This is a genomic window from Faecalispora anaeroviscerum, assembly GCF_947568225.1.
Taxonomy (GTDB): Bacteria; Bacillota; Clostridia; order Oscillospirales; family Acutalibacteraceae; genus Faecalispora; species Faecalispora anaeroviscerum.
On record NZ_CANOOQ010000001.1, the window covers coordinates 2,184,015 to 2,205,855 of the forward strand.

Consider the following 21,841-nt stretch of genomic DNA (forward strand, 5'->3'; position numbering starts at 1 on the left):
TCCCGTCTGTCGGCGGGCATTTTCAAAGCGCTCTCGTTGGCTCGGAGAGGGGGAGCCTTACGGTAGCTTTGATTGACTATAAGTTCAACCATAGTTTTGATTTGTCGATTTGCAGAGCAAATCTTGCTCCAGCAAAAAACGCGGCGAAGCCGCCTAGAAACTTCGAGCCAACGAGAGCGCTCGGTAAGGGTGCGCCGCCGAACGAAAGCGGCACACTGCCTATCCCCACAAAGCAAGGCGCGTGCGCACTTTCCATAGAGCGCCTTTCCGGCGGCTATTGTTAATGGGAGCAGGAACCGTTCCCAAAAACGGATTCCGAAGGCGGAGCCTTGGGCGAATCTTTGTTTACTTTCTTTTCGTAAAGAAAGTAAATGCCCGCCCCGGCATGAGGGGCAACCCCTGCGCCAGCAGAATCTTCCCTTGCGGGAACCGCAATAAAAAAACAGCCCCTCTCGCGAAAGCAAGAGAAAAAAGAACCGGCACGCAGTGCCGCTCTCCCCGTGCCAACGAGAGCGCTCGGTAAGGGTGCGCCGCCGAATGAAACCGGCACACTGCCTGTTCCCACAAAGCAAGGCGCGTGCGCACTTACCATAGAGCGCCTTTCCGGCGGCTATTGTTAATGGGAGCAGGAACCGTTCCCAAAAACGGATTCCGAAGGCGGAGCCTTGGGCGAATCTTTGTTTACTTTCTTTTCGTAAAGAAAGTAAATGCCCGCCCCGGCACGAGGGGCAACCCCTGCGCCAGCAGAATCTCCCTTTACCAGGGAAAACCGCCACAAATCACGCTCCGGCGCATAGCGCCGCCGAACGGAAACGGCAAACTATCTGTTCTCGCTCAAACGAGAGAAAAACAACATGCCCCGGTATGAGGGGGCAGGCTAAATCTGCCCGTCAGGCCCGCAGACGGATCGCGCTGAACGCGAGAATCGCCACCGCGAGCAGCAGCGCCTGCGCTACATTAATATTAACCATCAGCCCGAATGTAAAATTGACCACCGCCAGATCAACCGTGACCGGCTTTAAACCGAAATCGGCGCTCATGCCCAGCCACGCGAGAAGCGGAAGCTTCGCCGTTACCGTGCCGAGCAGCTTGCCCAGCACCACTGCCAGCACAAGCAGAATAACCAGAAACAAATTTTTCAGCCAATTATGTTTCATTGTGGTTCTCCTCTTTTCTATCCGTTACCGTTTTCCGGTGGAGCCGAATCCTCCGGCGCCGCGCTCGGTGCTGTCCAGCTCTTCTGCCTCCTGCACCGGCGGCAGAAGCACCGGCGAAATCACCAACTGGGCAATCCGCTCCCCGGGCTGGATGGTATAAGGCTCCTGCCCCAGATTACAAAGCCCAACACGGATTTCACCCCGGTAATCACTGTCGATGACGCCGACACTGTTCGAAAGGGTAATGCCATGGCGCACGGCCAAGCCGCTGCGGGCATATACAAGCCCCACCCACTCCGCCGTGGGCAACGCCATCGCCAGCCCGGTTGGGATCATCGCCCGGCCGCCCGGCGGCAGAAGCACCGGCTCCTCCATGCAGGCCGTAAGATCCATCCCTGCGCTGCCGGGGGTGGCCCTCTGCGGAATCACCGCATTCGGGTGCAATTTTTGAAATCGAATGGGTTCCATTGTTGTTCCTCCTGCCTGATTTTGCTACTCAATCCCACGATAATATAACCCCCGTGTAAAAGGGTGCTGATCTTTGTCACGTTTTGTATTTTCCACAGCCCGCAAACCGAGGTAATTCCGAAAGATTTCCTCAATTTCCACAGAGTTTTCCACAGTGAATCTTAAAACTCCGAAATCCTGCCCGCGAACTTCGCGCATACGGTCCGCCAGATACAGCGGAACCGAGTTCAGCACCTCGCTCGCGTCGCCGTCGCACTGTACGGGGAACCGCACGCCGCGTCGGTCTGTCAGCCAGGCGTTACCGCCGCACTCGGCACAGCTCTGCGTGCCGTTTTTACCGGGGCAGTTGCGGCACAGCATCAGCGGCTGTCGACCGTACAGCACCAGCCCGCGCGGCAGATTGCCGCCGAGCGCCGCCGCCTGTGCGAGCGTCAGCTCAAATGAAAGCTCCGTATCGCGCAGACCCTGATTCTTCAGCCAATCCAAAGCCGGAGTATTCATCGCGTTCAGTGAAAATCCGCCATGCACCGTCATCCCGCTTTCGAGCGCAAGACCGACCGCGCCGAGCGTTCCGGCCCACACATCGCGAATTCCAACTGCTTTGAGCGCAGTCAGTTTTTCCTTCAGCCGGTTTTCCGAACCGAAAATTCCGCGCGGCAAGGCCGCCGCCATTGGGAAACCGCAGGCAAGCAGTTGTTCGAACTGTTTCTCCGGCACGGACACCGGTAGATACACCAGCTCGCACTGCTGTGCCAGCTCCGGCACATCCTCCGCCCTCCGAAAGGAAGCGCGCAAACGCGGCAGCTTTGCCGGCTGATGCGGCTCGCCAGCCGGAATGGGGAGGCGCGTAAATACAGTAGGCTCACGCCGCTCGCGTAAAACCATAAGTTGCTCCAGCGCCTCGCGGCGCAGCCGGTTTAACATGGAGAGGGGCAGAGAAAGCCCCGGCTCGATTTCACACTGGATATTCTGCGCGGCAAACGGGGTGCCGCCGGTCTTTTGCAGCTGCACACGGCAGCGCTCCTCGTCGATCGGCCGGTTAACCGCCGGCTCGGGACACTCACCCAAAGCCTCTGCGCGATGGCCGTCTGCATCGGTGACGGAGAGCAAAACCGGCTTCCCGGCCCGCACCATCAGCTCCAACTGCACCGGAACACGCGGCAGCTCGTCCTTATACAGGGCATGCAGCTGCCCGAATACATCCTTGGTGGCTCCGGTCACATCCTCTTTGGAACGGATGCCGAACATCTCACGCCCCAGCTTGCCGTCGAGGTAGCCCGTCGTAAAGCCCGACCGGGAAAATACGGCGGAAAGATTCTCCGTCAGCTCCGGCGGAATCGGCTGACCGTCGGCGGAATACCGGCAGGCGGCTGTCGCCGCGGCAACGTATTCCGGGCGCTTCATGCGGCCCTCAATTTTCGCACTGGTCAAACCCGCAGCCTCCAGCTCCGAAATACGGGTAATCATCGAAAGATCCTTCAGGCTCAGGTCGTTGCCCGTGCCGCCGGGCACGGAAAAGGGCAGGCGGCAGGGCTGGGCGCACATGCCCCGGTTGCCGCTGCGCGAGCCGAGTACCGAGCTGAAATAGCACTGGCCCGACACCGACATACATAAAGCGCCATGCACAAAGCTCTCAATCTCGATGGGCGTGTCCTTTGTACCGTCTTTGATTTCGCGAATCTGCGCAAGAGACAGCTCGCGCGCCAGAACCACCCGGGTAAACCCGTTTTTCGCCATCAGCCTGGCGCCCGCCGGGTTGGTGATCGACATCTGGGTTGATGCATTCAGCCTTAGCTCCGGGGCGCGCTCCCGCAGCAGCGCAATCAAGCCCGGGTCCTGCACAAGCAGCGCATCCACCGCGAGGGAGCAGGCGTATTCCGCTAACTCCAGCGCGGCTGGCAGTTCCTCCTGGCGCAGCAGGGTATTGAGCGCCAGATAGACTTTAACGCCCCGGACATGGCAGTATTCCACTGCCTGCCGCAGGGCGTCATCGTCAAAATTTTTCGCAGCCGCCCGCGCAGAAAACGCGCTGGCGCCCAAATACACCGCATCCGCGCCGGAGCGCACCGCGGCAATCAGGGAATCCGGTGACCCAGCGGGAGATAAAATTTCCATGGTTTGTATCCCAACCTTTATTCAGCATAAAATAAACAGCAAAGCGGCGGTAACGCCGCTCCCGAAAAATGGCGCTACCGCTTTGGCCTTTTTTTCTTTTTTCCCAAATACATCACGTATAGAGCAAACACCACAACCATCATCGTCCCGTACGTAGAGGTGGAAGACGGCTCCTTTATAAGCGTCCCCAGAACATTATAGCCCACCAGAAACATGACAGCCGCAAGCACCAGAACTACGGCATAATCACGGTTGCTCATCACAGTGTCCCTTTCTTCCTCCGCATGGGTATATTCGGTATTCAGTCCGTTTCCTTCTTTTCAAAAAAGCTCATAAAGCTGCTGCGGTCCAGCTCCTCCGGCACCTGTGCGGACGCCGGGCGGGAGTAGTGGCCGGTATGCACGTTCGGCACAGCGGGCGCGGTGGGCCGTGCTTCCTCCAAACTCTGCTCTTCAGCAGAAAGCTCGAACTCTTCCGGCTCTTCCAGAGGCTTCGGCTCCGGCAAAGGCTCGGGTTTCTCCTGCACCGGTGCGGCGGGGGCGGGGCGCACAAGCTCCCGCTCCGCGCTCTGGGCGGCTTCGCCTGCCGAAAGACGGGCGCGCAGGGTCTGAATCTCCTGCTTCATACGCTCAATTTCACGGCGGGCCTCATCGGCCTCCAAACGGCTGCGGGAGGAATCCTCCAGGTAATCCTTAATCTGCGAGCGCAGATTATCCGCCGCCGCCACGGCTTTTTTCGACTCGTCGCAGAACGACAAAGCGGTTATGATCGCGGCCAGGGTTAAAGAAACCCGGTCGTTTTTGGACATAATGCTCTGAATGCTTTTTTCCACTTCATCCCCAAGTGCAAGCACATAAGTCTCGTTATCCTCCGAGGTAAGGGTACACTCGGTTCCGCAAATATTCAGACGCACCTTAATCTTATTCATGGTGACCATCCTTTCACAGCCTTGGCAGCAGGCCGGCATTCCATACAATCTCTTTTATTATAAGCCATTTTCAGCAATTAGGAAAGAGCCTGTCGCGTTTTGCCGGATTTTCTTTCGCACGCGCGCGGAAAAACGGCGCCCCACTCAAAACCGGTTTTGTTTAATTTGCCTAAATTTACGCCCGTTTTCTCCTGGTAAGGAACCAGCGCAAAATCAATGCGACTTACTTTGTTTTGATGGGAATACGGGCAAAATTTACGTTTTTTTCTTATTTATTCTGTCAGTTTATTGGAATTGTATTTCGGCTCTTTTTGGTATACAATAAACATAAATCTTATTTGGCATATGATAGGGAAAAAAGTTGCTTTCTTTTGGAATAGAATTGGAGGATATGATCAGATGAATTATACGCTTTCAAAAAAAGAAATTCAGGCGCGCGTCAAAGAAACGCTGAGCCATGAAATGAGTGTGGAATGGCAGGACGCCACCGATGAGCAGTACTACAAGGCCGTGGCCCTGGTCGTGCGCGATATGATGGTAAAGGGCCGAAAGGAATTTCGCGAGGATGCGAACAAAACCGGCACCAAAACCATCTACTATTTATGTATGGAGTTCCTTCTGGGCCGCTCGCTCAAAAATAACCTCTTTAACCTCGGGCTGGAGGATTCGTTCCGCCAGGCGCTTTCCGGCATGAATGTGAATTTGGACAGCGTTTACGAGCAGGAACCGGACGCGGGCCTTGGCAATGGTGGTCTGGGGCGTCTTGCGGCCTGTTTTCTCGACGCGCTGGCCACGCTTGGCTACCCGGCGATGGGCTATTCGCTGCGGTACGAATATGGCATCTTCCGCCAAAAGCTGGTGGAGGGCTGGCAGACCGAGCTGCCGGATTTCTGGCTGCCGGGCGGGAGCGTATGGTTCCAGCCGGTACCGGACCGTGCGGTTGAGGTGCATTTTGACGGAACGATTGAGGAATCGTGGAACAACCAGTACCACATTGTACGCCACAAAAACTACACAAAGGTGCTGGCGGTACCGTATGACCTGTACGTGGCCGGCATGGATGGCCGGGGCGTGAGCCGCCTGCGCGTGTGGGCCGCCACCTCTGCCGAAGCAGACTTCGACATGAAGCTCTTCAACGGCGGCGATTACCTGCGCGCCATGGAGCAAAACGCGATGGCCGAGGTCATCACGAAGGTACTGTACCCCGAAGACAACCACCCCGAGGGCAAGAGCCTGCGCCTGACACAGCAGTATTTTCTGGTTTCCGCCACCATTCAGGACATCATCCGCCGGCATCTGTCTGTGAATCGCACGCTTGACAACCTTCCGGAAAAGATTGCAATTCACCTGAACGACACACATCCGGTGCTGGCCATCCCCGAAATGATGCGCGTGATGCTCGACGAGTGCGGCTACGGGTGGAATCAGGCCTGGAGCATTGTTCACCGCACGATGGCGTATACAAATCACACCGTGATGGCCGAGGCGCTCGAGTGCTGGGGCGTGGATCTGTTCCGCCGCCGCCTGCCGCGCATCTACCAGATCGTGGAGGAAATTAACCGCCGCTTCTGTGCCGAAATGCACAATAAAGGCGTAGACGGTTACAAGGTGGGGCGCATGGCTCCGCTCAACGACGGTTATGTAAAAATGGCAAACCTGGCAGTGGTCAGCACGCACTCCATCAATGGCGTGTCGCAGCTGCACAGCGATATTTTGAAGCAGACCGTATTCCAAGATTTCTACTCCGAAATGCCGGAAAAATTCCGCAACGTAACAAACGGCATCGCCTACCGCCGCTGGCTGAATCAGTCGAACCCCGCATACGCCGCTCTGCTCACCGAGCTGATCGGGGAGGAGTACATCCACAATGCCGCCCGGCTTGACCGCCTTCTCAAATTCCAGAACGATAAAGCCGTGCTGGAGCGCATGGCGAAAATTCGCCGCGGCAACAAGGAGCGCATTGCGGCTTATGTGCTGAAAAGCAATGGCATAGAGATTGACCCCGACTCCATTTTTGACGTTCAGGTCAAGCGCCTGCACGAATACAAGCGCCAGCACTTGAACGCGCTCGAAATCCTTACCACCTACCAGTGGCTGCGCGACAACCCGAATGCCGACTTTACCCCCAGAACGTATTTCTTCGGCGCGAAGGCCGCGCCGGGCTACTATATGGCAAAGCAGATCATCCAATTTATTGTAGATCTGGGCAACACCATTAACAACGACCCACGCGTGAATCAGAAAATGAAGATCGTCTATCTGGAGGATTACCGCGTAACGCTCGCCGAGCTGCTCATCCCATCGGCAGACATCAGCGAGCAGATTTCGCTCGCCGGCACCGAAGCTTCGGGCACCAGCAACATGAAATTTATGATCAACGGCGCGGTGACGCTCGGAACGCTCGACGGTGCAAACGTGGAGATTCACAACGCTGTGGGCGATGAAAACATCCTGCTGTTCGGCATGACCACTCCGCAGGTGCAACAGTTGAAAAAGGACGGGTATTACCCCGCGGGAATCTACCAAAACCACCCCATTCTGCGCCAGGCGCTGGACGAAATGGGCAGCGGCTTCGGCGGCGTCAGCTTCCGCTCCATCGCGGATTCGCTGAAAAACTCTGACCCCTACATGGTACTGGCGGACTTTGACGACTATTCCCGCGCGCGCCGCCTTTCGCAGCAGCTGTACCAAGACCCCGACCAGTGGTACCGCATTGCGCTCATCAATACCGCCCACGCGGGGCGCTTTTCCGCTGACCGAGCCATCCATGAGTATGCCACGGAGATTTGGAATGCAGAGCCGGTGCCCGAGGCGGGACAGGAACACGCGGAAAAGACGGAGCAATAACGCTCCGCCGAAAAACGGCAAGAAGGAGCTTCTTAGAGTATGTTTGATTCCAGAAACCCTGTGTATAAAAATCCGGTGGGGGCTACCCCCGCAGGGCAGGGCATTCATTTTAAAATCACGCTTCCCCGCAGCCTGGGCTGCACCGCCGCCATACTGAGCATGCAGGAGGACGGCGGCGAGCATTTCAACTGGGAAATGTTCTGGTGCGGAATGAACGGGGACGACCAGGAGTGGTGGGAATGCGATTTTATCCCGCCGCGCAGCGGACTGTATTTTTACTCTTTTTCGTTGCAGACGACCCGGGGCATGCTCGGCCTGAACCGTGCGTTCGGCGGCCGGGGGGAACTGTCCGGCGCGAGCAAATGGCAACTCACCGTATACGAGCCGGGGTTCGAAACGCCCCGGTGGCTCTCCGGAGGAATTTTGTACCAGATTTTTCCCGACCGCTTTTATTCCTCCGGTGAAACGAAGGAGAGCATCCCTTCCGGCCGCAAAATGCACGCCGAATGGGGAGAGGAGCCGGAGTGGCGCCCCGACGAAACCGGCGAGATCACAAACCGCGATTTTTTCGGCGGCGATTTAAAGGGCATTACTCAGAAGCTGCCATATCTGCAGTCTTTGGGCGTCACCTGCCTCTATTTGAACCCGATTTTAGAATCTCACTCCAACCACCGGTACGATACGGCAGATTACAGCCGCGTTGACCCGCTGCTGGGCACGGAGGAGGAGTTTGCAGAGCTGTGCCGCGCAGCGGAACAGCTTGGCATCCGCGTTCTTTTGGATGGGGTATTCAACCACACCGGCAGCGACAGCGTCTATTTTAACCGCGAAGAGCGCTACCCTGGGCCCGGCGCATACCAATCAAAGGAGTCTCCTTATTACGGCTGGTATGAATTTCAGTCGTGGCCCGACAAATACGACTGCTGGTGGGGTTTTCTCACTCTGCCTTGCATTAACGAGTGCTGCGAAAGCTACCGGCAGTACCTGTGCGGCAAGGACGGCATCGTGCGCAAATGGCTGCGCCTGGGGGCGGCGGGCTGGCGGCTGGACGTAGCGGATGAGCTTTCCGATCCGCTGCTCGACCTGATCTCTCAATCGGCCAAGGCGGAGAAATCCGACGCCCTGATTCTGGGTGAGGTGTGGGAAGACGCCTCGAATAAGATGGCCTACGGGCAGCGCCGCCGCTATTTTCAGGGCCGCCAGCTTGACAGCGTGATGAACTACCCCTTCCGCAATGCGGTGCTGGGCTTTTTAACCGGTATGCGCGCTCAGGACGCAATGGAAATCCTGCTGACGGTGCAGGAAAACTACCCACCGCAGGTACTGCGATGCCTGATGAACCACCTTGGCACGCACGATACCGAACGCGTTCTCACCGTTCTGGGCGGCGAAGCCCTGAACGGGCGAAGCCGCGAATGGCAGAGCCGGCAGCGCCTGAGCGCACCGCAGCGTGAGATTGCCCTGCGGCGGCTGCGGGCCGCTTCGCTGATGCAGTATACCCTACCCGGCGTTCCGTGCGTCTATTACGGCGACGAAGCCGGAATGGAGGGCTACCGCGATCCGTTCAACCGCAGCTGCTTCCCGTGGGGGCATGAGGACACGTCGCTGACAGAGTGGTACCGCTTGCTGGCAAAGCTGCGACAGACGGCCCGAGCCGCGCTGGAGGATTCCCCGATGGTACCGGTAGGTGCGTTCCGCCGCTGCCTTTGTTATATTCGCCAGGGGAAAACGCAACGCCTGCTGGTCGCGATCAATTCCGGCAGCGCGGCAGAACAAATCCCCTTGCCCGCAGGTTGGGAGAAGGCCGCCTGCCTGCTCGGAGAATCGCCTTCGAGCGGCATGCTGACGCTCCCGTCCATTGGATTTTCGGCTCTGCTGCTGTAACAGGCGGCGGGCCATCGGCATATTACAGAAAATTATTTTTTAGAATCACTTGACTTTTCCGCCCACTTTGCATATAATAATAAAGCTGTTCGGTCTTAGGACATGCAGCAGCAATTTGCGCTCGTAGCTCAGCTGGATAGAGTGTCTGACTACGAATCAGAAGGTCAGGGGTTCGAATCCCTTCGGGCGCGCCAAAGAAAAGTCATTTGTGAGGATTTGAACTCACAAATGACTTTTCTGTTTTTTTATGATATCATATTATTTAATAAAGTTTATTGATATAATCTAAAACAATGATATGAAGGAGACTGTATGGGTTCAACAAAAGTGAATAAAGGGATTCTATTAATAGAAATCATTATTTGTTTTTTTCTGATGTTGGTATTTAACTCTGTTTTCAGTGGAATCGCCAGCATTTTGAAAACCGACGGACTTTGGGTTGGCATTATGGCCTATTTTGCATCTGCTTCAGCAATTATTGTCTATGTAACTAAAGTGGAAAAAAAGACCGTTGCGTATGTTGGAATAAAAAAGCCTCTTTTTATTGACATACCCAAAGGTTTAATACTTGGATTGTGTATGTTCATCGTGCAGCAAATACCACTTCTTTTAATGAAAATGGATTATACTGCCTTTGCTGTGAAGCCTGATTGGGGCAACATAATCATTATGTCACTGTATTGTTTCTTGTGCGTGGGTTTTGTAGAAGAATTAATATTCAGAGGATTTATATTACAAAAAACACAAGAGCTATGCAAATGGAAAGCTGTTGTTATTCTGGTCAACTGCCTCGCATTCTACGCATTTCACTGGCCACCAGTACGATTTATATTTGGAGAATTTTTTAACATTACTGTAAATACGCTTTTTTTATGCCTATACTTATACAAATCCAAAAACAAGAGCATTGTTCCGCTTATGATAGCTCATGGGTTTTATGACATTTTATCGGCATATTTGCTTCCGGCTTTTCTCTTTTACATAGGCTAATGAGCAAACTCACTAGTGATGACAGTTCAAATCTCAACAATAAAATCCAATGATATCTTAATACAACGTGGCGCGCCAAAACAGAGCAAACGTAATGTTTGCTCTGTTTTTTTGTTTCCTTATCATCAGAGCGCTCCCTCTTTGGGGGAGAAGCCCACGGATACAGACTGGGAAAGGAATCATTTTTCCAAGATAATAAGGAAGAAATGAACTGCTGTAAAAAACGCAAAAGACGGTAGCACAAGCTTTATTTGACTTTAATTTATCCATATGTTATTATAATATCAATTAAATATATTTACTGAAACAAGAGAAGTTCGTAGGAAAATGGCCGCAGCCTGCCGAAGGAGTAACACTCTCAGGTGCCTGATAATTCAGGTGAGGACTATGAATGGATGTAACTCTGGAGAATCCCATTTTTGGGTGCCGAAGGTGTAAGGCTCGAATCATTCGAGCTAATCTCTCAGGCAAAAGGACAGAGATTTGTGCCCAGAATTTTTGGGCCTTTTTGTGTGTACCCGGAGTCAAACCATCAATGTATGGTTTGGCTTTTTTATTTGTCTAAAAAGGTCGGATGCGGCAATCATCACAGTCTCCTTGGCGGCTTTTGTTTCAATTCTGGAGGGGTACTTATTTATGGAGTTGTTTTCTCATTTAGTCAGCAGTATTAACGGAGTATTATGGAATGTATTTTTAATTATTCTTCTCTGCGGAGCCGGTGTTTACTTTACGATCCTGACCAAAGGCATACAATTTCGAAAATTTAAGCAAAGCTTTCGGTCAACCTTTGGCTCGATTACTTTCAGCGGCAAGAGAGCGAGCGAGAAAGAGGGCATGACCTCCTTTCAGTCTCTGATTACCTCTGTGTCGGCTCAAATTGGAACTGGGAATTTGGCGGGTGTTGCTACCGCAATGGTTTCCGGCGGCCCCGGTGCGGTGTTCTGGATGTGGGTCAGCGCTATTTTAGGCATGGCTACCATTTATGCGGAAGCCACTCTTGCCCAACGCTATAAAGCAACAGTAAACGGAACGCTGGTCGGTGGGCCTGCCTATTACATCCGTGCGGCTATCAAGGGCCCGGCAGGGAAGGTGGTTGCTGCTGTGTTTGCTGTTTTGATCATCTTTGCTCTCGGTTTTATGGGCAATATGGTACAGGCGAACTCTGTCGGCGGGGCTATGGAAGCGGCTTTTGGCATTCCTTCCGAAATGGTGGGAGTCGGACTGGCGCTGATTTCTCTGTCGGTTTTCCTGGGCGGCGTAAAGCGTATTGTTGCTGTTGCGGAAAAGGTCGTTCCCTTTATGGCGGTTTTCTTCACCGTAGCTTCTCTGGTCGTGATCTTTGTGAACTTCCAGAACATCATCCCCGCTTTTTATGATATTTTTGTCGGCGCATTCTATCCCCAGGCGATTTTAGGCGGCGTCCTGGGCGTAAGCGTACAGCAGGCAATCCGGTTCGGCATTGCACGTGGATTATTTACGCATGAGGCCGGCATGGGGTCAACCCCGCACGCGCATGCTCTGGCACGCGTTAAAAACCCCTGCGAGCAGGGTCTTGTTGCCATGATGGGTGTTTTTATCGATACAATCGTTTTGCTGCCCCTGACCGTTCTGGCTATTTTAACCTCGGGGGTATTGGGCTCCACCGATACAAAGGGGAACTTCGTTACCGGTATCGAGCTGACTCAGGCCGCTTATTCCCAAGTGTTTGGCCACTTTGGATATGTGATTATCGCGGTCTGCGTCTTTTTCTTCGCCTTTGCAACAATTATGGGCTGGTACTTTTTCGGCCTTGCCAACGTAAAATACCTTTTCGGGAAAAAAGCTGTTTCCGTGTACGCGGTACTGGTTTCCGTTTTTGTAGGCGTCGGTTGTGCACTGAAGGTTGACCTGGTGTGGAGCCTGGCAGATTTATTTAACGGGTTGATGGTGATTCCGAATATTCTGTCGCTGCTGCTCCTTGGAGGGGTCGTCGCCAAGCTAACCAAGAGCTGGGAAGCAGGAGAAGTGTATTCTTCCGATTCAGATCAGGATTAAAATTGCCTGAGCCATTAAGGAAGCGTCTGAAAAAAACAGTGGCGAAAGCTGCTCCGTTTCGCTGGATTCCAAAGAAGTCGGTTCTAAGAGAATCGACTTCTTTTTTGTTTTATGGTAACATGCGATTAATAATCTGATGAAACGAAAGGTGTAAAAAGTCATGGATCGATTTGAATACAAAACACTGTTTACGGATGCCAAGGGCTTCTTGGGTGGAAAGGTTGACGAAAACGAATTTCAGAGGAAGTTAAACGAGTTTGGCGCCCAGGGGTGGGAACTAGTGAGTTCTGTTTCAGCGAATCAAAGCTACGGGAGTACCCGCTGGATTATCTCCACATTTAAACGCAAAATTCCGTAATTCTTTTTGTGACCTACCATAGCATGCGGTTTTTGCACGTTATCGCAGAAAGGATCTGAGAAAAATACAAATGATAAAAACACAAAAATTACAGATAGAGCACATCCCTTCCATTGTTTGGGGAGAGCCGGCGGAACGGGTTTTTCTCGCCGTTCATGGGAACCTTTCGCACAAGGAAGACACGGTCATCCAGTTGCTCGCCGAGGAAGCCGCGCTCCGCGGCGTTCAGGTGATCAGCTTTGATCTGCCGGAACATGGGGAGAGAACTGGTGAGGGTACTCCCTGCAAGGTGCAGTTTTGCGTGCGAGATTTGCGCAAAGTGATGGACTACGCTAAAAGCCGCTGGAGTCAGATTAACCTGTTCGCATGCAGCATGGGCGCCTATTTTAGCTTGCTGGAATATCAAACGGAGCCGCTTAAACAGGCGTTGTTCCTTTCCCCCGTGGTGGATATGCAGCGCATCATTGAGAATATGATGACCTGGTTTGAGGTGTCCGAAGAAAAGCTGAAGGATCTCGGCCAAGTTCAGACGCCGATCGGCCAGACCCTGTACTGGGATTATTACTGCTATGTCAAGGAGAATCCCATCGAGCATTGGGGATGTGAAACCTCGATTTTGTATGGCGCGAACGACACCCTGTGCGAGCGCGATACCATTAATGCGTTTACCCAGCGATTCGGTTGTCGGCTAGACGTGTTAAACAATGGGGAACACTTTTTTCACACACCGGAACAGCTTTCCGCCTTTGCCGCTTGGCTGAGGCAGAATCTGCATTGATGATAGGCTTGCCGGCAGAATGCTGTTGCGGCAGCGTAGGAACGCTTTCCCAAAAACGCCCCTTATATCTTGAAACAAAAGAAAAGCACGCCCCAGTGAAACCCTTCGCAGGTTTACCGGGGCGCGCTTTCTTATTCTGTTTCCCCGCCGAGCTTTACTTACACATACAGCTGCATGGGGTAAGACAAATATTCCACACTATCCATCTTCTCAACGGTATAATACCCAGCTGGGGCCTTGATTACCTTGGGAATCCTGTTTACGATGGTCGCGCAGGTATGCTCCACCGTTGCGGGCTTGCTTACATAGAAGGTCGTATCTGGCTCACCGATGATTTTCCAGTCGCACATATCGCCGTCATCCGGGCCGTACACCTTGCCGATGCACTGGGTTACGATCACGGGGCCCTGGAAGGTTTCCGTCGTTACCACGGCGCTCATGCCGATGCAGTTGCCCTTTGGGATGGTTTCCCCCAAAGTTTTGGAGTAGAGGTCGGAATCATGGAAATATGGTACGCACTGCTGGCTCTGGGATTTGATCGTCCAGCCCATCTTGGAGCAAAGCCCCTCATTGGAGTTCCATACATACGACGGCTCCAGCGTTTCCGGGTGCGCCAGCTGCTTTTCAAACTCCTCCGGGGTCAGGCCTACGCCGTGCGCCTTTGCCAGCGCCAGGCCGTAATCCTCTACGTCGTAGCTGACGGCACCCTCAATGCGGTCTATGCGGTGAACGCCGCCCGCAACACAGCCGATCATATTGATCCAGAAAATGTCCTGCATGCCCGATCCGGCAATCGTGCAGTTATGTTCCTTCGCCAGCTTATCCAGCTTGTTGGTAATGGCCGATGCCGTCGTCCAAGGATAGATTGCTTCTTCGCACGTGGTGATGACATTGATACCGCGACTGACCAAGCGCTCGAAATGCGGCATTACATCTCCCATAAAGCTAAACAGGGTCACAACCGCGATGTCCGCGTCGCATTCGTCCAGCACCGCGTCGGCGTCGCTGCGAATTTTCACACCGAGCTGCGTGCCAAGGCCGGCCCAATCGCCAACGTCCATTCCCACCACAGCCGGGTTCACGTCGATCGCGCCCACAATCTCCGCTCCACTTTCATACAGATAACGCAGGGTATACTTCGACATTTTTCCGCAACCATACTGCACCACACGGATTTTCTGCTGAAACATAAAAAACGCCCCTTTCTGATCTCCGTATTTATTGTTTTCGGCAAAGACTTCTTGCCGATTTTCAGGTTCTGGTTTTATCATAAGGGCTATTGTATGGATAATGTCAACATAAATTTATAGAAAATCAATTAAATTTAATCGGAATTTGCAATCTTAGGAACATTCCTCTCTTTTTTCTGTCTAAGAGCGGAAACTCGGCAATCACCTCACAGATATAATCCCCGGCGATTTTATAGCCCTCGCTCTCTATTTTGTCCAGCAGGCGGTGAATGTACTCCTTTTCTTTTTCAAATTCATTGCAATAGATGCACAGATAAGTGCTTGCCGGAACGGAAACCGTCAGCTGATCCGCCACAAATTCGCGATCCACCAGCACAAAAATCCGACTGGAATAAAACCGGCGCTGCTCCAGCTCCTTTTGCAGCAAAATCGTACCCGCGTTGCAGAAATAAATCTGAGGCAAATGGTCGGTAATCAGGCTCTCTTTCAGCTTGCGCAGCATTTCCTCATAAGCCTCGATCCCGTAATCATAAAAGTTCACACCCGCGTCAATACAGTAGATCCAACGTTCGGGCAGGTATTCCAGCACAATCGTGCCATCCGGCGGAGCGGTTTCGTAATGCTGATAGCTTTGCAGCGTCCGCTCAATCGCCCGCTTCTGCTGCCGCAGCAGGCGGATTTCCGAATCGATGCGATGCTCCCGTTCCCACAGAATACTTTTGATCAGCGTGGGGTCCCGCAGCTCGAGCTGCTTTTGAATATCGCGCAGCTTCATTCCAAGGGATTTCATGTACTGGATCATGTCCAGATACGCAATCTGGCTGACGCTGTAATAGCGATACCCGGTCTGCGCGTCTACTGTGTCGGGCGTGAGAAGCCCGATTTTGTCATAAAAGCGAAGTGTTTGCTCGGTGATATGATTCAGTTTGGCCATTTGCCCGATTGTCAGCCGTTCCATTCCGGTGCCTCCTTATGATATAATAAGGTTATTATATCATAAGGCTGAGGGGGGCGGCGCGCTTTTCTTGTAAAAACTCCGAAGCTCCGGCAAAAGGCAGGTCTGCCCGGCAGAAATACGCTTTTTTCAGCCTAAGCATACGGGTCAAAGAAACGGAAGAAACATTACACCTGCAATAATGTTTTCTGCCGTTTCGCGGTTTTTTGCGCCCTTGATTTTGCGGGCCGTCCGTTTTTTCGCGAACTGAATGCTTTGGAGAGACCCCGTGCCCGTTCTTCTTTAAAACAAAAGATTATTCTTCTCTGAAAAAATGAATTTTTTGTGATTATTTCGGATTCCTGTTGAGAAATAGCAGTACAGCGGTTATAATAGGGATATTCGGACTAAATGGGTTTTTGCGCCCTTTTTCAGGAATTAACAAAAAACTCTATCAATGTAATTTTTGATTAATATAAAACGGGCGGGAATGAAAGGGGAACATCCATGTTTTCAAAGGATATTGGAATCGATTTAGGGACAGCCAATACTTTGGTGTTCATGAAAGGAAAGGGAATCGTGATGCGCGAGCCGTCGGTTGTGGCGGTTGACATTCGCTCCGACACGGTTTTGGCCGTCGGCACACAGGCCAAGGATATGATCGGCCGCACCCCGGGTTCCATTGTGGCGGTTCGTCCGCTGAAGGATGGCGTCATCGCCGACTTCGACATCACCGCGACAATGCTTAAGCATTTTATCAAAAAAGCAACCAAATCGAATATGTTCAGCAAGCCCCACATTGTGGTGTGCATTCCCTCCGGTGTTACCGAGGTGGAGCGCCGCGCAGTGGAGGACGCCGCGCGCCAGGCCGGCGCGAGCCAGGTGGAGCTGATCGAGGAGCCCATGGCAGCGGCGATCGGCGCGGGTCTGCCCGTAGCCGAACCCACCGGCAGCATGGTGGTTGATTTGGGCGGCGGTACCACCGAGGTGGCCGTGATTTCGCTCGGCGACATCGTAACCTCCTGCTCCGTTCGCGTAGCGGGCGACAAATTCGACGAGTCGATTATTTCCTACGTAAAGAAAAAGTACAATCTTCTGATCGGTGAGCGCACCGCCGAGGAAATCAAGATTTCCATCGGCTCTGCTTACCCCACCGAAGAAACCAGAGATGCTTCTGTTGTTATTAAGGGCCGCAACCTGCTCGACGGTCTGCCGAAGAACGTAACAATCCACGCCGACGAGGTGCGCGAGGCTCTGGCAGACCCGCTCTCGCTGATTGTGGATGCCGTAAAGAGCACGCTGGAGAAAACTCCGCCCGAGCTTTCGGCAGATATTATCGACCACGGCATCATGCTCACCGGCGGCGGCGCGCTGCTGCGCGGCCTGGATCTGCTGATTACGCAGGAGACCAACATGCCGGTACATGTGGCGGACAGCCCGCTCGACTGCGTAGTGGACGGAACCGGAAAGCGGCTGGAGGTTACCATGCCGTCGGAATACTACAAGGCGCGGAAGAGATAAGTCTTGCCTGCAATAGTGCTTTCGCGGAGGGTTCTTTGGTGGCTCTCCGCTTTTTCCGCTGAAAACGGGGGATTCCGCCATGTGGCGCTCCCGACGTCTACGCCGATGGAGGTGACGTTTTGAGAGATGTGTTTCACAGCCGGGGCTTTAAAGCCCTGCTGGGCATTGTCTTTGTTGTTCTGGGCATTATGATCTACTCGGCCGGGGCCGAAGGAGGCTCCGTTTTTTCTTCTCTTCTGGGGCACATATTTACCCCGATGCAGAAGGTTTCTACCGTCATTTCCAACAACGCGGCAGTCAGCGTAGGCCGCTCTGCCGGTGATCTGGAAAGCGAGAACCAAGAGCTGAAAAAAGAAGTGGACGCCCTGCGCACCAAGCTGATTGACTACTACCAGGTCAAGCAGGAAAACGAGCAGTACCGCACGTTTTTGGAGCTGAAAAACGAAAATAAGGATTTTACCTTTGTTTCGGGCTCCGTGGTAGGGCGTGACCCGAACGATGTGTTCGGCAGCTTTACTGTAGACAAGGGCACCTTAGCGGGCGTAACCGCAGGCAGCCCTGTGATTACCGAAAGCGGCGTGGTGGGCTGGGTATCGAGCGTCAGCTCCACGTTCTGCCAGGTGACCACCATTTTCTCTCCTGATACCAATATGGCGGCGCTTGACCGCGTGAACCGTGAAAGCGGCGTGGTCAGCAGCAACATTAAGCTGTATGAGCAGGGTTATGCCAAGCTGGGGTATCTTTCCTCCGAAACCAAGGTGCAGAAGGACGACATCATCGTCACCAGCGGCCTTGGCGGCATCTACCCCAAAAACCTGCCGGTGGGCAAGGTGATTTCGGTCGGGCCGGAGGATTACAGCGTTTCTTATATGGCAGTGATCAAGCCGTTTGTTGACCCGAAAACCGTGCGTGACGTGTTCATTATTACCGGCTTTCTCGGCAAGGGAGAGGCGCTCAGCTCGCTGCCCGAGCCCTCCGGCACTCCGTCCGGCGGAACGGCCTCTTCCGGCACAACCACCTCTTCCGGCAGCACGGCATCCGGCTCGGGGGCGTCCAAATGACCGACAAGAAAAAGCTTCTGCGCTACTTTGCCTATACCATCGAAATCGTTGTGATCTATCTGCTCAATGAAACACCGGGGCTGATTCCGCCTGTTTTTGGCGCACGCCCCGTTTTGCTACTGCCTGTGGCCGTTTCCATCGCTGTATTTGAGAGCGAATCCGCAGCCATGGGTTTTGGCCTTTTCTGCGGCGTTCTGCTCGATTTTGGCATGAGCGGCGGCGCGGCGCTGGGGTTCCACACGCTGCTGCTTTCTGTTTTGTGCTACTGCGCCGGGCTAATGGCGGTTCATCTGCTGCGGGCCAATCTGCTGACAGATCTTCTGCTTTCCGCCGCCGTTATTGTTCTGATTCTGCTTTTGCAGTGGCTGTTTTACTATGTGTTTTCGGGGTACGAATATCCCGGCTTTGCGCTCATCAGCCATTTTCTTCCCCGCATTGTTTACACGCTGCTTCCGGTGCCTTTGATTTATGCCTTTAACCGGGCCTTTGCACTGAATATCCGGGAAAGCGCCGGCTGACAGGAGGTTTTCCATGAATCGCTTCAAGGGCTTGTCCCGTTATGTTTTCTGTATTGTGGTCATCACGGCGGCATTCGCCGTGTACGGCCTGCGCCTGATCAACTGGCAGATCATTAACGGCGCCTACTGGCTGAATGTTTCTACCCGCACCAACACCTCGTCGGTCAAAATGACAGCTGCCCGCGGCGAAATTCTGGACCGCAAGGGCAACGCGCTCGCGGTGAACAAAACCGTGTACGCGATTGTGTTCGATAAGTCCTCCATGACAAAGGCCACGCAGAACAAAACGATTCTTCAGCTTGTTTCCCTGCTCGAAAAGCGTGGGGAAACCTGGGTGGACGAGCTGCCGATTCAGGTAACGGCCGCTGGAGCGTATGAGTTTATTTCGGGTCGAGACTCCGACGTATCGGCTCTCATCAAGCATTTACGCCTGAACACCTACGCCACCGCCGAGCAGTGCGTCCTCCAGATGAAAAAGGACTACGAATGCGACGGCTACTCCCCAAACCAAACGCGCGCCATTCTCTCGGTGCGCTATAATATGGACAGTTCGGGCTTCTCCGTTTCCACTCCGTACACCTTCGCTACGGGCGTTTCAAGCGATACCGTCGGCATCATCAGCGAAAACTCGCAGAACCTGCCCGGCGCCATGGTTGAGGTAACCACCGTGCGCGATTACCCCGACGGCACGGTTGCTCCGCACGTTCTGGGCACGCTGGGTTCCATTTCGCAGGAGGAATACGCCGAAGAAAAGAAACAGGGAAATACGTACAGCCTGGATAATCTGGGCGGCTATGCTTATAATGATTCCATCGGCAAAAGCGGCGTGGAGTCTTATTTTGAAAAATACCTTCGAGGTACAAACGGCCTGAAGGTGATTGAAACCACGCGCACCGGGGCCGTGGCCTCCAGCGCGGTGACGCAGGCACCGGTTGCGGGCGATTCGATTTACCTTACCATTGACAAGAACCTTCAAAAGGTAGCGCAGGTTTCCCTTGCAAACAATGTAAAAAATGCACAGACCGAGGGGAAGAACGGCGGCAGCAAGGGCGGGGCGGACTGTACTGCGGGCGGCGCTGTGGTGCTGAACATCAAAGATAACTCCGTGCTGGCAGCGGCAACGTTCCCCAACTACGATATGAACCAGTACAACAGCAATCCTTCCTATGTATCTGGCTTGTTTCAAGATAAGACAAAGCCGATGTATGACCGTGCGCTGGTCGGCTCGTTCATGCCCGGCTCGTCGTTTAAACCGGTGGTTGCTTCGGCGGCTCTGCAGGAGGGAGTCATCACCGCCTCCTCTACCGTGACCTGCCACCGCGTGTATACCTTCTGGGACGACTACCAGCCAACGTGCATGGGCTACCACGGCACCATTAACGTGATTACCGCACTGCAGAAATCCTGCAACATTTTCTTCTACGATACCGGGCGTCGCCTCGGCATCGACACGCTCGATCTGTACGCCAAGCGCTTTGGCCTCGGGCAGAAGACCGGCATTGAGATCAACGAGGGCGCGGGCGTTCTCTCCAGCCCGCAGGTGCGCGTTGCGGCCGGGGGTGTATGGAACGGCGGCGATGTGGTGCAGGCCGCGATTGGTCAGGCTGACAACTCCTTTACTCCTTTGCAGCTGGCTACCTATGTCGCAACGCTCGTCAACGACGGCACTCGCCTGAAAACACACCTCATCAGCAAAATCACCGACTACAACCGTGACAAGGTTATTATGCAGAACGACCCGAATTCCCCCACGGTGGTCGACAACGTAGGTGTTTCTAAGGAAAATCTTGAAACCGTGAAAAAGGGCATGCGAGCCGTCACCAGCGCCGGAGGAACCGCCTCCTCGTTCGCGAATTACGGCATCGCCGTGGCTGCTAAAACCGGTACCGCACAGGTGCCGCCCCATTCTGACAATGTGGTGTTCGTGGGCTTTGCCCCGTACGACAATCCCGAAATTGCCGTGGCGGTCGTGCTGGAATACGGCGCATACAGCAAATACTCCACTGCAGTCGCGCGCGATCTTTTCGATGCGTATTTCTTCGGTAAAACCGTGGATGCTTCCGGGAATCTGGTGTTCCCCGCAAAAAAGGATACGACCACGTCCTCCGGCACTACGTCTGGAACTACTTCGGGAGTCTCGTCAAATGCGTCGTCTGAGCGCGCCGCAGGCTGACCGATTTGCCCCACCCCTGACGCTGTGTTCTATTTTTTTGAGTAATTTATGAATTGTTACCATTGTCCTTCAAAATTTGAAAAAAATCTTTGACGGAGATTCACAATTGTGTTAGTATTGTAAGCGAGGAAGTGACTTATGGGAGCGGTAACTGTAATCACGTCCGGCAAGGGCGGCGTTGGAAAATCCACCGTCTGTGCCGGTTTGGGACGAGCTCTAGCTGAGCGGCGGCGCCGGGTTCTGCTGATCGACGGTGATGCCGGGCTGCGCAGTCTGGACCGCATGCTCGCTCTGGATGATCAGGTGATGTTCGATGTTTCCGACGTGGTTTCCGGCTCCTGCGAGCCGATTCGGGCCATTTACGAATGCGGTGTGCCGGGGCTGTACCTGATGCCTGCACCGTACCGGGAGGAAAGCATTGTTCCGCCCCATTTGATGCGGCAGCTGGTACCGATTCTTGCACGGTACTACGATCATGTTCTGATTGACTGCCCCGCCGGGCTGGGCGCAGGATTTGAATCGGCCGCAGCCGCGGCGCAGAGATCCCTTGTGGTGGCGACACCCGACCCGCTCTGCCTGCGCGGCAGCGACAAGGTGCGGCTGCTGCTTACACAGGCAGGCATTTCGTCCCAGAGGCTGGTTCTAAATCGGTTTCATTACAAAAACTTTGTAAAATCCGGCTTGTTCCACGATCTGGACAACGTAATTGACTCAGCGGGAATCCGGCTGATCGGCATTGTTCCGGAAGACCCGGAAACCGCCGCCGCGTTTACCGGCGGCAAACCAGTTTCACCCTATTTTTCAGCAATGCAGGCCTTTCACCGCCTGGCAGCCCGGTTGGAAGGGGAATCGGTTCCCTTGGCCAGGCTGGAAAAGCTGTAAATT

19 protein-coding genes, 1 tRNA gene and 1 riboswitch are annotated in these 21,841 nt (G+C 53.8%); of the genes, 13 read left to right on the forward strand and 7 right to left on the reverse strand.

The genetic code is table 11. The features are described from left to right. Window positions 1-68: 68 nt before the first annotated feature. Window positions 69-284 (forward strand): hypothetical protein, encoded by a 216-nt coding sequence (locus QOS46_RS10810; RefSeq protein WP_283609643.1) that lies wholly within the window; start codon window positions 69-71, stop codon window positions 282-284. A 606-nt stretch (window positions 285-890) separates the two neighbouring features. On the opposite strand, the gene QOS46_RS10815 is transcribed toward QOS46_RS10810, so the two are convergent. From QOS46_RS10815 to zapA, 5 genes are all read right to left on the reverse strand, one after another. Beyond that, window positions 891-1,157 (reverse strand): DUF4321 domain-containing protein, encoded by a 267-nt coding sequence (locus QOS46_RS10815; RefSeq protein WP_020074531.1) that lies wholly within the window; start codon window positions 1,155-1,157, stop codon window positions 891-893. A gap of 24 nt (window positions 1,158-1,181) precedes the next feature. Further along, complete coding sequence (gene dut / locus QOS46_RS10820) at window positions 1,182-1,625, reverse strand: dUTP diphosphatase (protein WP_283609645.1); 444 nt, start codon at window positions 1,623-1,625, stop codon at window positions 1,182-1,184. Window positions 1,626-1,649: 24 nt separating this feature from the next. After that, window positions 1,650-3,740, reverse strand: a complete 2,091-nt coding sequence (locus QOS46_RS10825) for a peptidase U32 family protein (protein WP_283609647.1) — start codon at window positions 3,738-3,740, stop codon at window positions 1,650-1,652. A gap of 74 nt (window positions 3,741-3,814) precedes the next feature. Further along, on the reverse strand, window positions 3,815-4,000 hold the full coding sequence (locus QOS46_RS10830; protein WP_283609649.1) for a histidine kinase: 186 nt from the start codon (window positions 3,998-4,000) through the stop codon (window positions 3,815-3,817). 41 nt (window positions 4,001-4,041) lie between these two features. Further along, window positions 4,042-4,668, reverse strand: a complete 627-nt coding sequence (zapA, locus tag QOS46_RS10835; protein ID WP_283609651.1) for a cell division protein ZapA — start codon at window positions 4,666-4,668, stop codon at window positions 4,042-4,044. 399 nt (window positions 4,669-5,067) lie between these two features. Between zapA and QOS46_RS10840 the strand changes: the two genes are divergently transcribed. From QOS46_RS10840 to QOS46_RS10870, 7 genes are all read left to right on the forward strand, one after another. Beyond that, window positions 5,068-7,515 carry a glycogen/starch/alpha-glucan phosphorylase gene (locus tag QOS46_RS10840; RefSeq protein WP_283609652.1) on the forward strand — a complete coding sequence of 816 codons (2,448 nt, stop codon included), beginning with the start codon at window positions 5,068-5,070 and terminating at the stop codon, window positions 7,513-7,515. Between the two features lie 39 nt (window positions 7,516-7,554). Beyond that, the gene (locus QOS46_RS10845; RefSeq protein WP_283609654.1) at window positions 7,555-9,399 is read left to right on the forward strand and encodes a glycoside hydrolase family 13 protein; all 1,845 of its coding nucleotides are present in this window, start codon (window positions 7,555-7,557) and stop codon (window positions 9,397-9,399) included. Between the two features lie 117 nt (window positions 9,400-9,516). Further along, window positions 9,517-9,593: transfer RNA gene (locus tag QOS46_RS10850), tRNA-Arg, on the forward strand. Between the two features lie 118 nt (window positions 9,594-9,711). Next, a complete protein-coding gene (locus tag QOS46_RS10855) occupies window positions 9,712-10,389 on the forward strand; it encodes a CPBP family intramembrane glutamic endopeptidase (protein ID WP_283609656.1) in 678 nt (225 codons plus the stop codon). 393 nt (window positions 10,390-10,782) lie between these two features. Continuing rightward, window positions 10,783-10,878: riboswitch (glycine riboswitch) on the forward strand. A gap of 147 nt (window positions 10,879-11,025) precedes the next feature. Next, window positions 11,026-12,423, forward strand: coding sequence for an alanine/glycine:cation symporter family protein (locus QOS46_RS10860; RefSeq protein WP_283609658.1), 1,398 nt, complete (start codon window positions 11,026-11,028; stop codon window positions 12,421-12,423). A 160-nt stretch (window positions 12,424-12,583) separates the two neighbouring features. Then, the gene (locus tag QOS46_RS10865; RefSeq protein WP_283609660.1) at window positions 12,584-12,781 is read left to right on the forward strand and encodes a DUF4177 domain-containing protein; all 198 of its coding nucleotides are present in this window, start codon (window positions 12,584-12,586) and stop codon (window positions 12,779-12,781) included. 70 nt (window positions 12,782-12,851) lie between these two features. Then, window positions 12,852-13,559, forward strand: coding sequence for an alpha/beta hydrolase (locus QOS46_RS10870; protein ID WP_283609661.1), 708 nt, complete (start codon window positions 12,852-12,854; stop codon window positions 13,557-13,559). A gap of 158 nt (window positions 13,560-13,717) precedes the next feature. Here QOS46_RS10870 and QOS46_RS10875 read toward each other — a convergent pair whose 3' ends face one another. Together QOS46_RS10875 and QOS46_RS10880 are read right to left on the reverse strand one after the other, a co-directional pair. After that, complete coding sequence (locus tag QOS46_RS10875; RefSeq protein WP_283609662.1) at window positions 13,718-14,749, reverse strand: NAD(P)H-dependent amine dehydrogenase family protein; 1,032 nt, start codon at window positions 14,747-14,749, stop codon at window positions 13,718-13,720. A gap of 124 nt (window positions 14,750-14,873) precedes the next feature. Further along, window positions 14,874-15,707 (reverse strand): MerR family transcriptional regulator, encoded by an 834-nt coding sequence (locus QOS46_RS10880; protein ID WP_283609664.1) that lies wholly within the window; start codon window positions 15,705-15,707, stop codon window positions 14,874-14,876. Between the two features lie 483 nt (window positions 15,708-16,190). Here QOS46_RS10880 and QOS46_RS10885 point away from each other — a divergent pair, with 483 nt between their 5' ends. The 5 genes from QOS46_RS10885 to QOS46_RS10905 all read left to right on the forward strand — a co-directional run bounded on the left by QOS46_RS10885 (window position 16,191) and on the right by QOS46_RS10905 (window position 21,838). Next, complete coding sequence (locus tag QOS46_RS10885; RefSeq protein ID WP_283609665.1) at window positions 16,191-17,204, forward strand: rod shape-determining protein; 1,014 nt, start codon at window positions 16,191-16,193, stop codon at window positions 17,202-17,204. 128 nt (window positions 17,205-17,332) lie between these two features. Further along, window positions 17,333-18,265, forward strand: a complete 933-nt coding sequence (gene mreC / locus QOS46_RS10890; RefSeq protein WP_283610819.1) for a rod shape-determining protein MreC — start codon at window positions 17,333-17,335, stop codon at window positions 18,263-18,265. After that, window positions 18,262-18,783 carry a rod shape-determining protein MreD gene (gene mreD, locus QOS46_RS10895; RefSeq protein ID WP_283609667.1) on the forward strand — a complete coding sequence of 174 codons (522 nt, stop codon included), beginning with the start codon at window positions 18,262-18,264 and terminating at the stop codon, window positions 18,781-18,783. Before mreC ends, mreD begins: the two co-directional genes overlap by 4 nt. Window positions 18,784-18,796: 13 nt before the next feature. Next, complete coding sequence (locus QOS46_RS10900) at window positions 18,797-20,956, forward strand: peptidoglycan D,D-transpeptidase FtsI family protein (protein ID WP_283609669.1); 2,160 nt, start codon at window positions 18,797-18,799, stop codon at window positions 20,954-20,956. Window positions 20,957-21,094: 138 nt separating this feature from the next. Next, window positions 21,095-21,838 (forward strand): nucleotide-binding protein, encoded by a 744-nt coding sequence (locus tag QOS46_RS10905; protein ID WP_283609671.1) that lies wholly within the window; start codon window positions 21,095-21,097, stop codon window positions 21,836-21,838. Window positions 21,839-21,841: the final 3 nt, after the last annotated feature.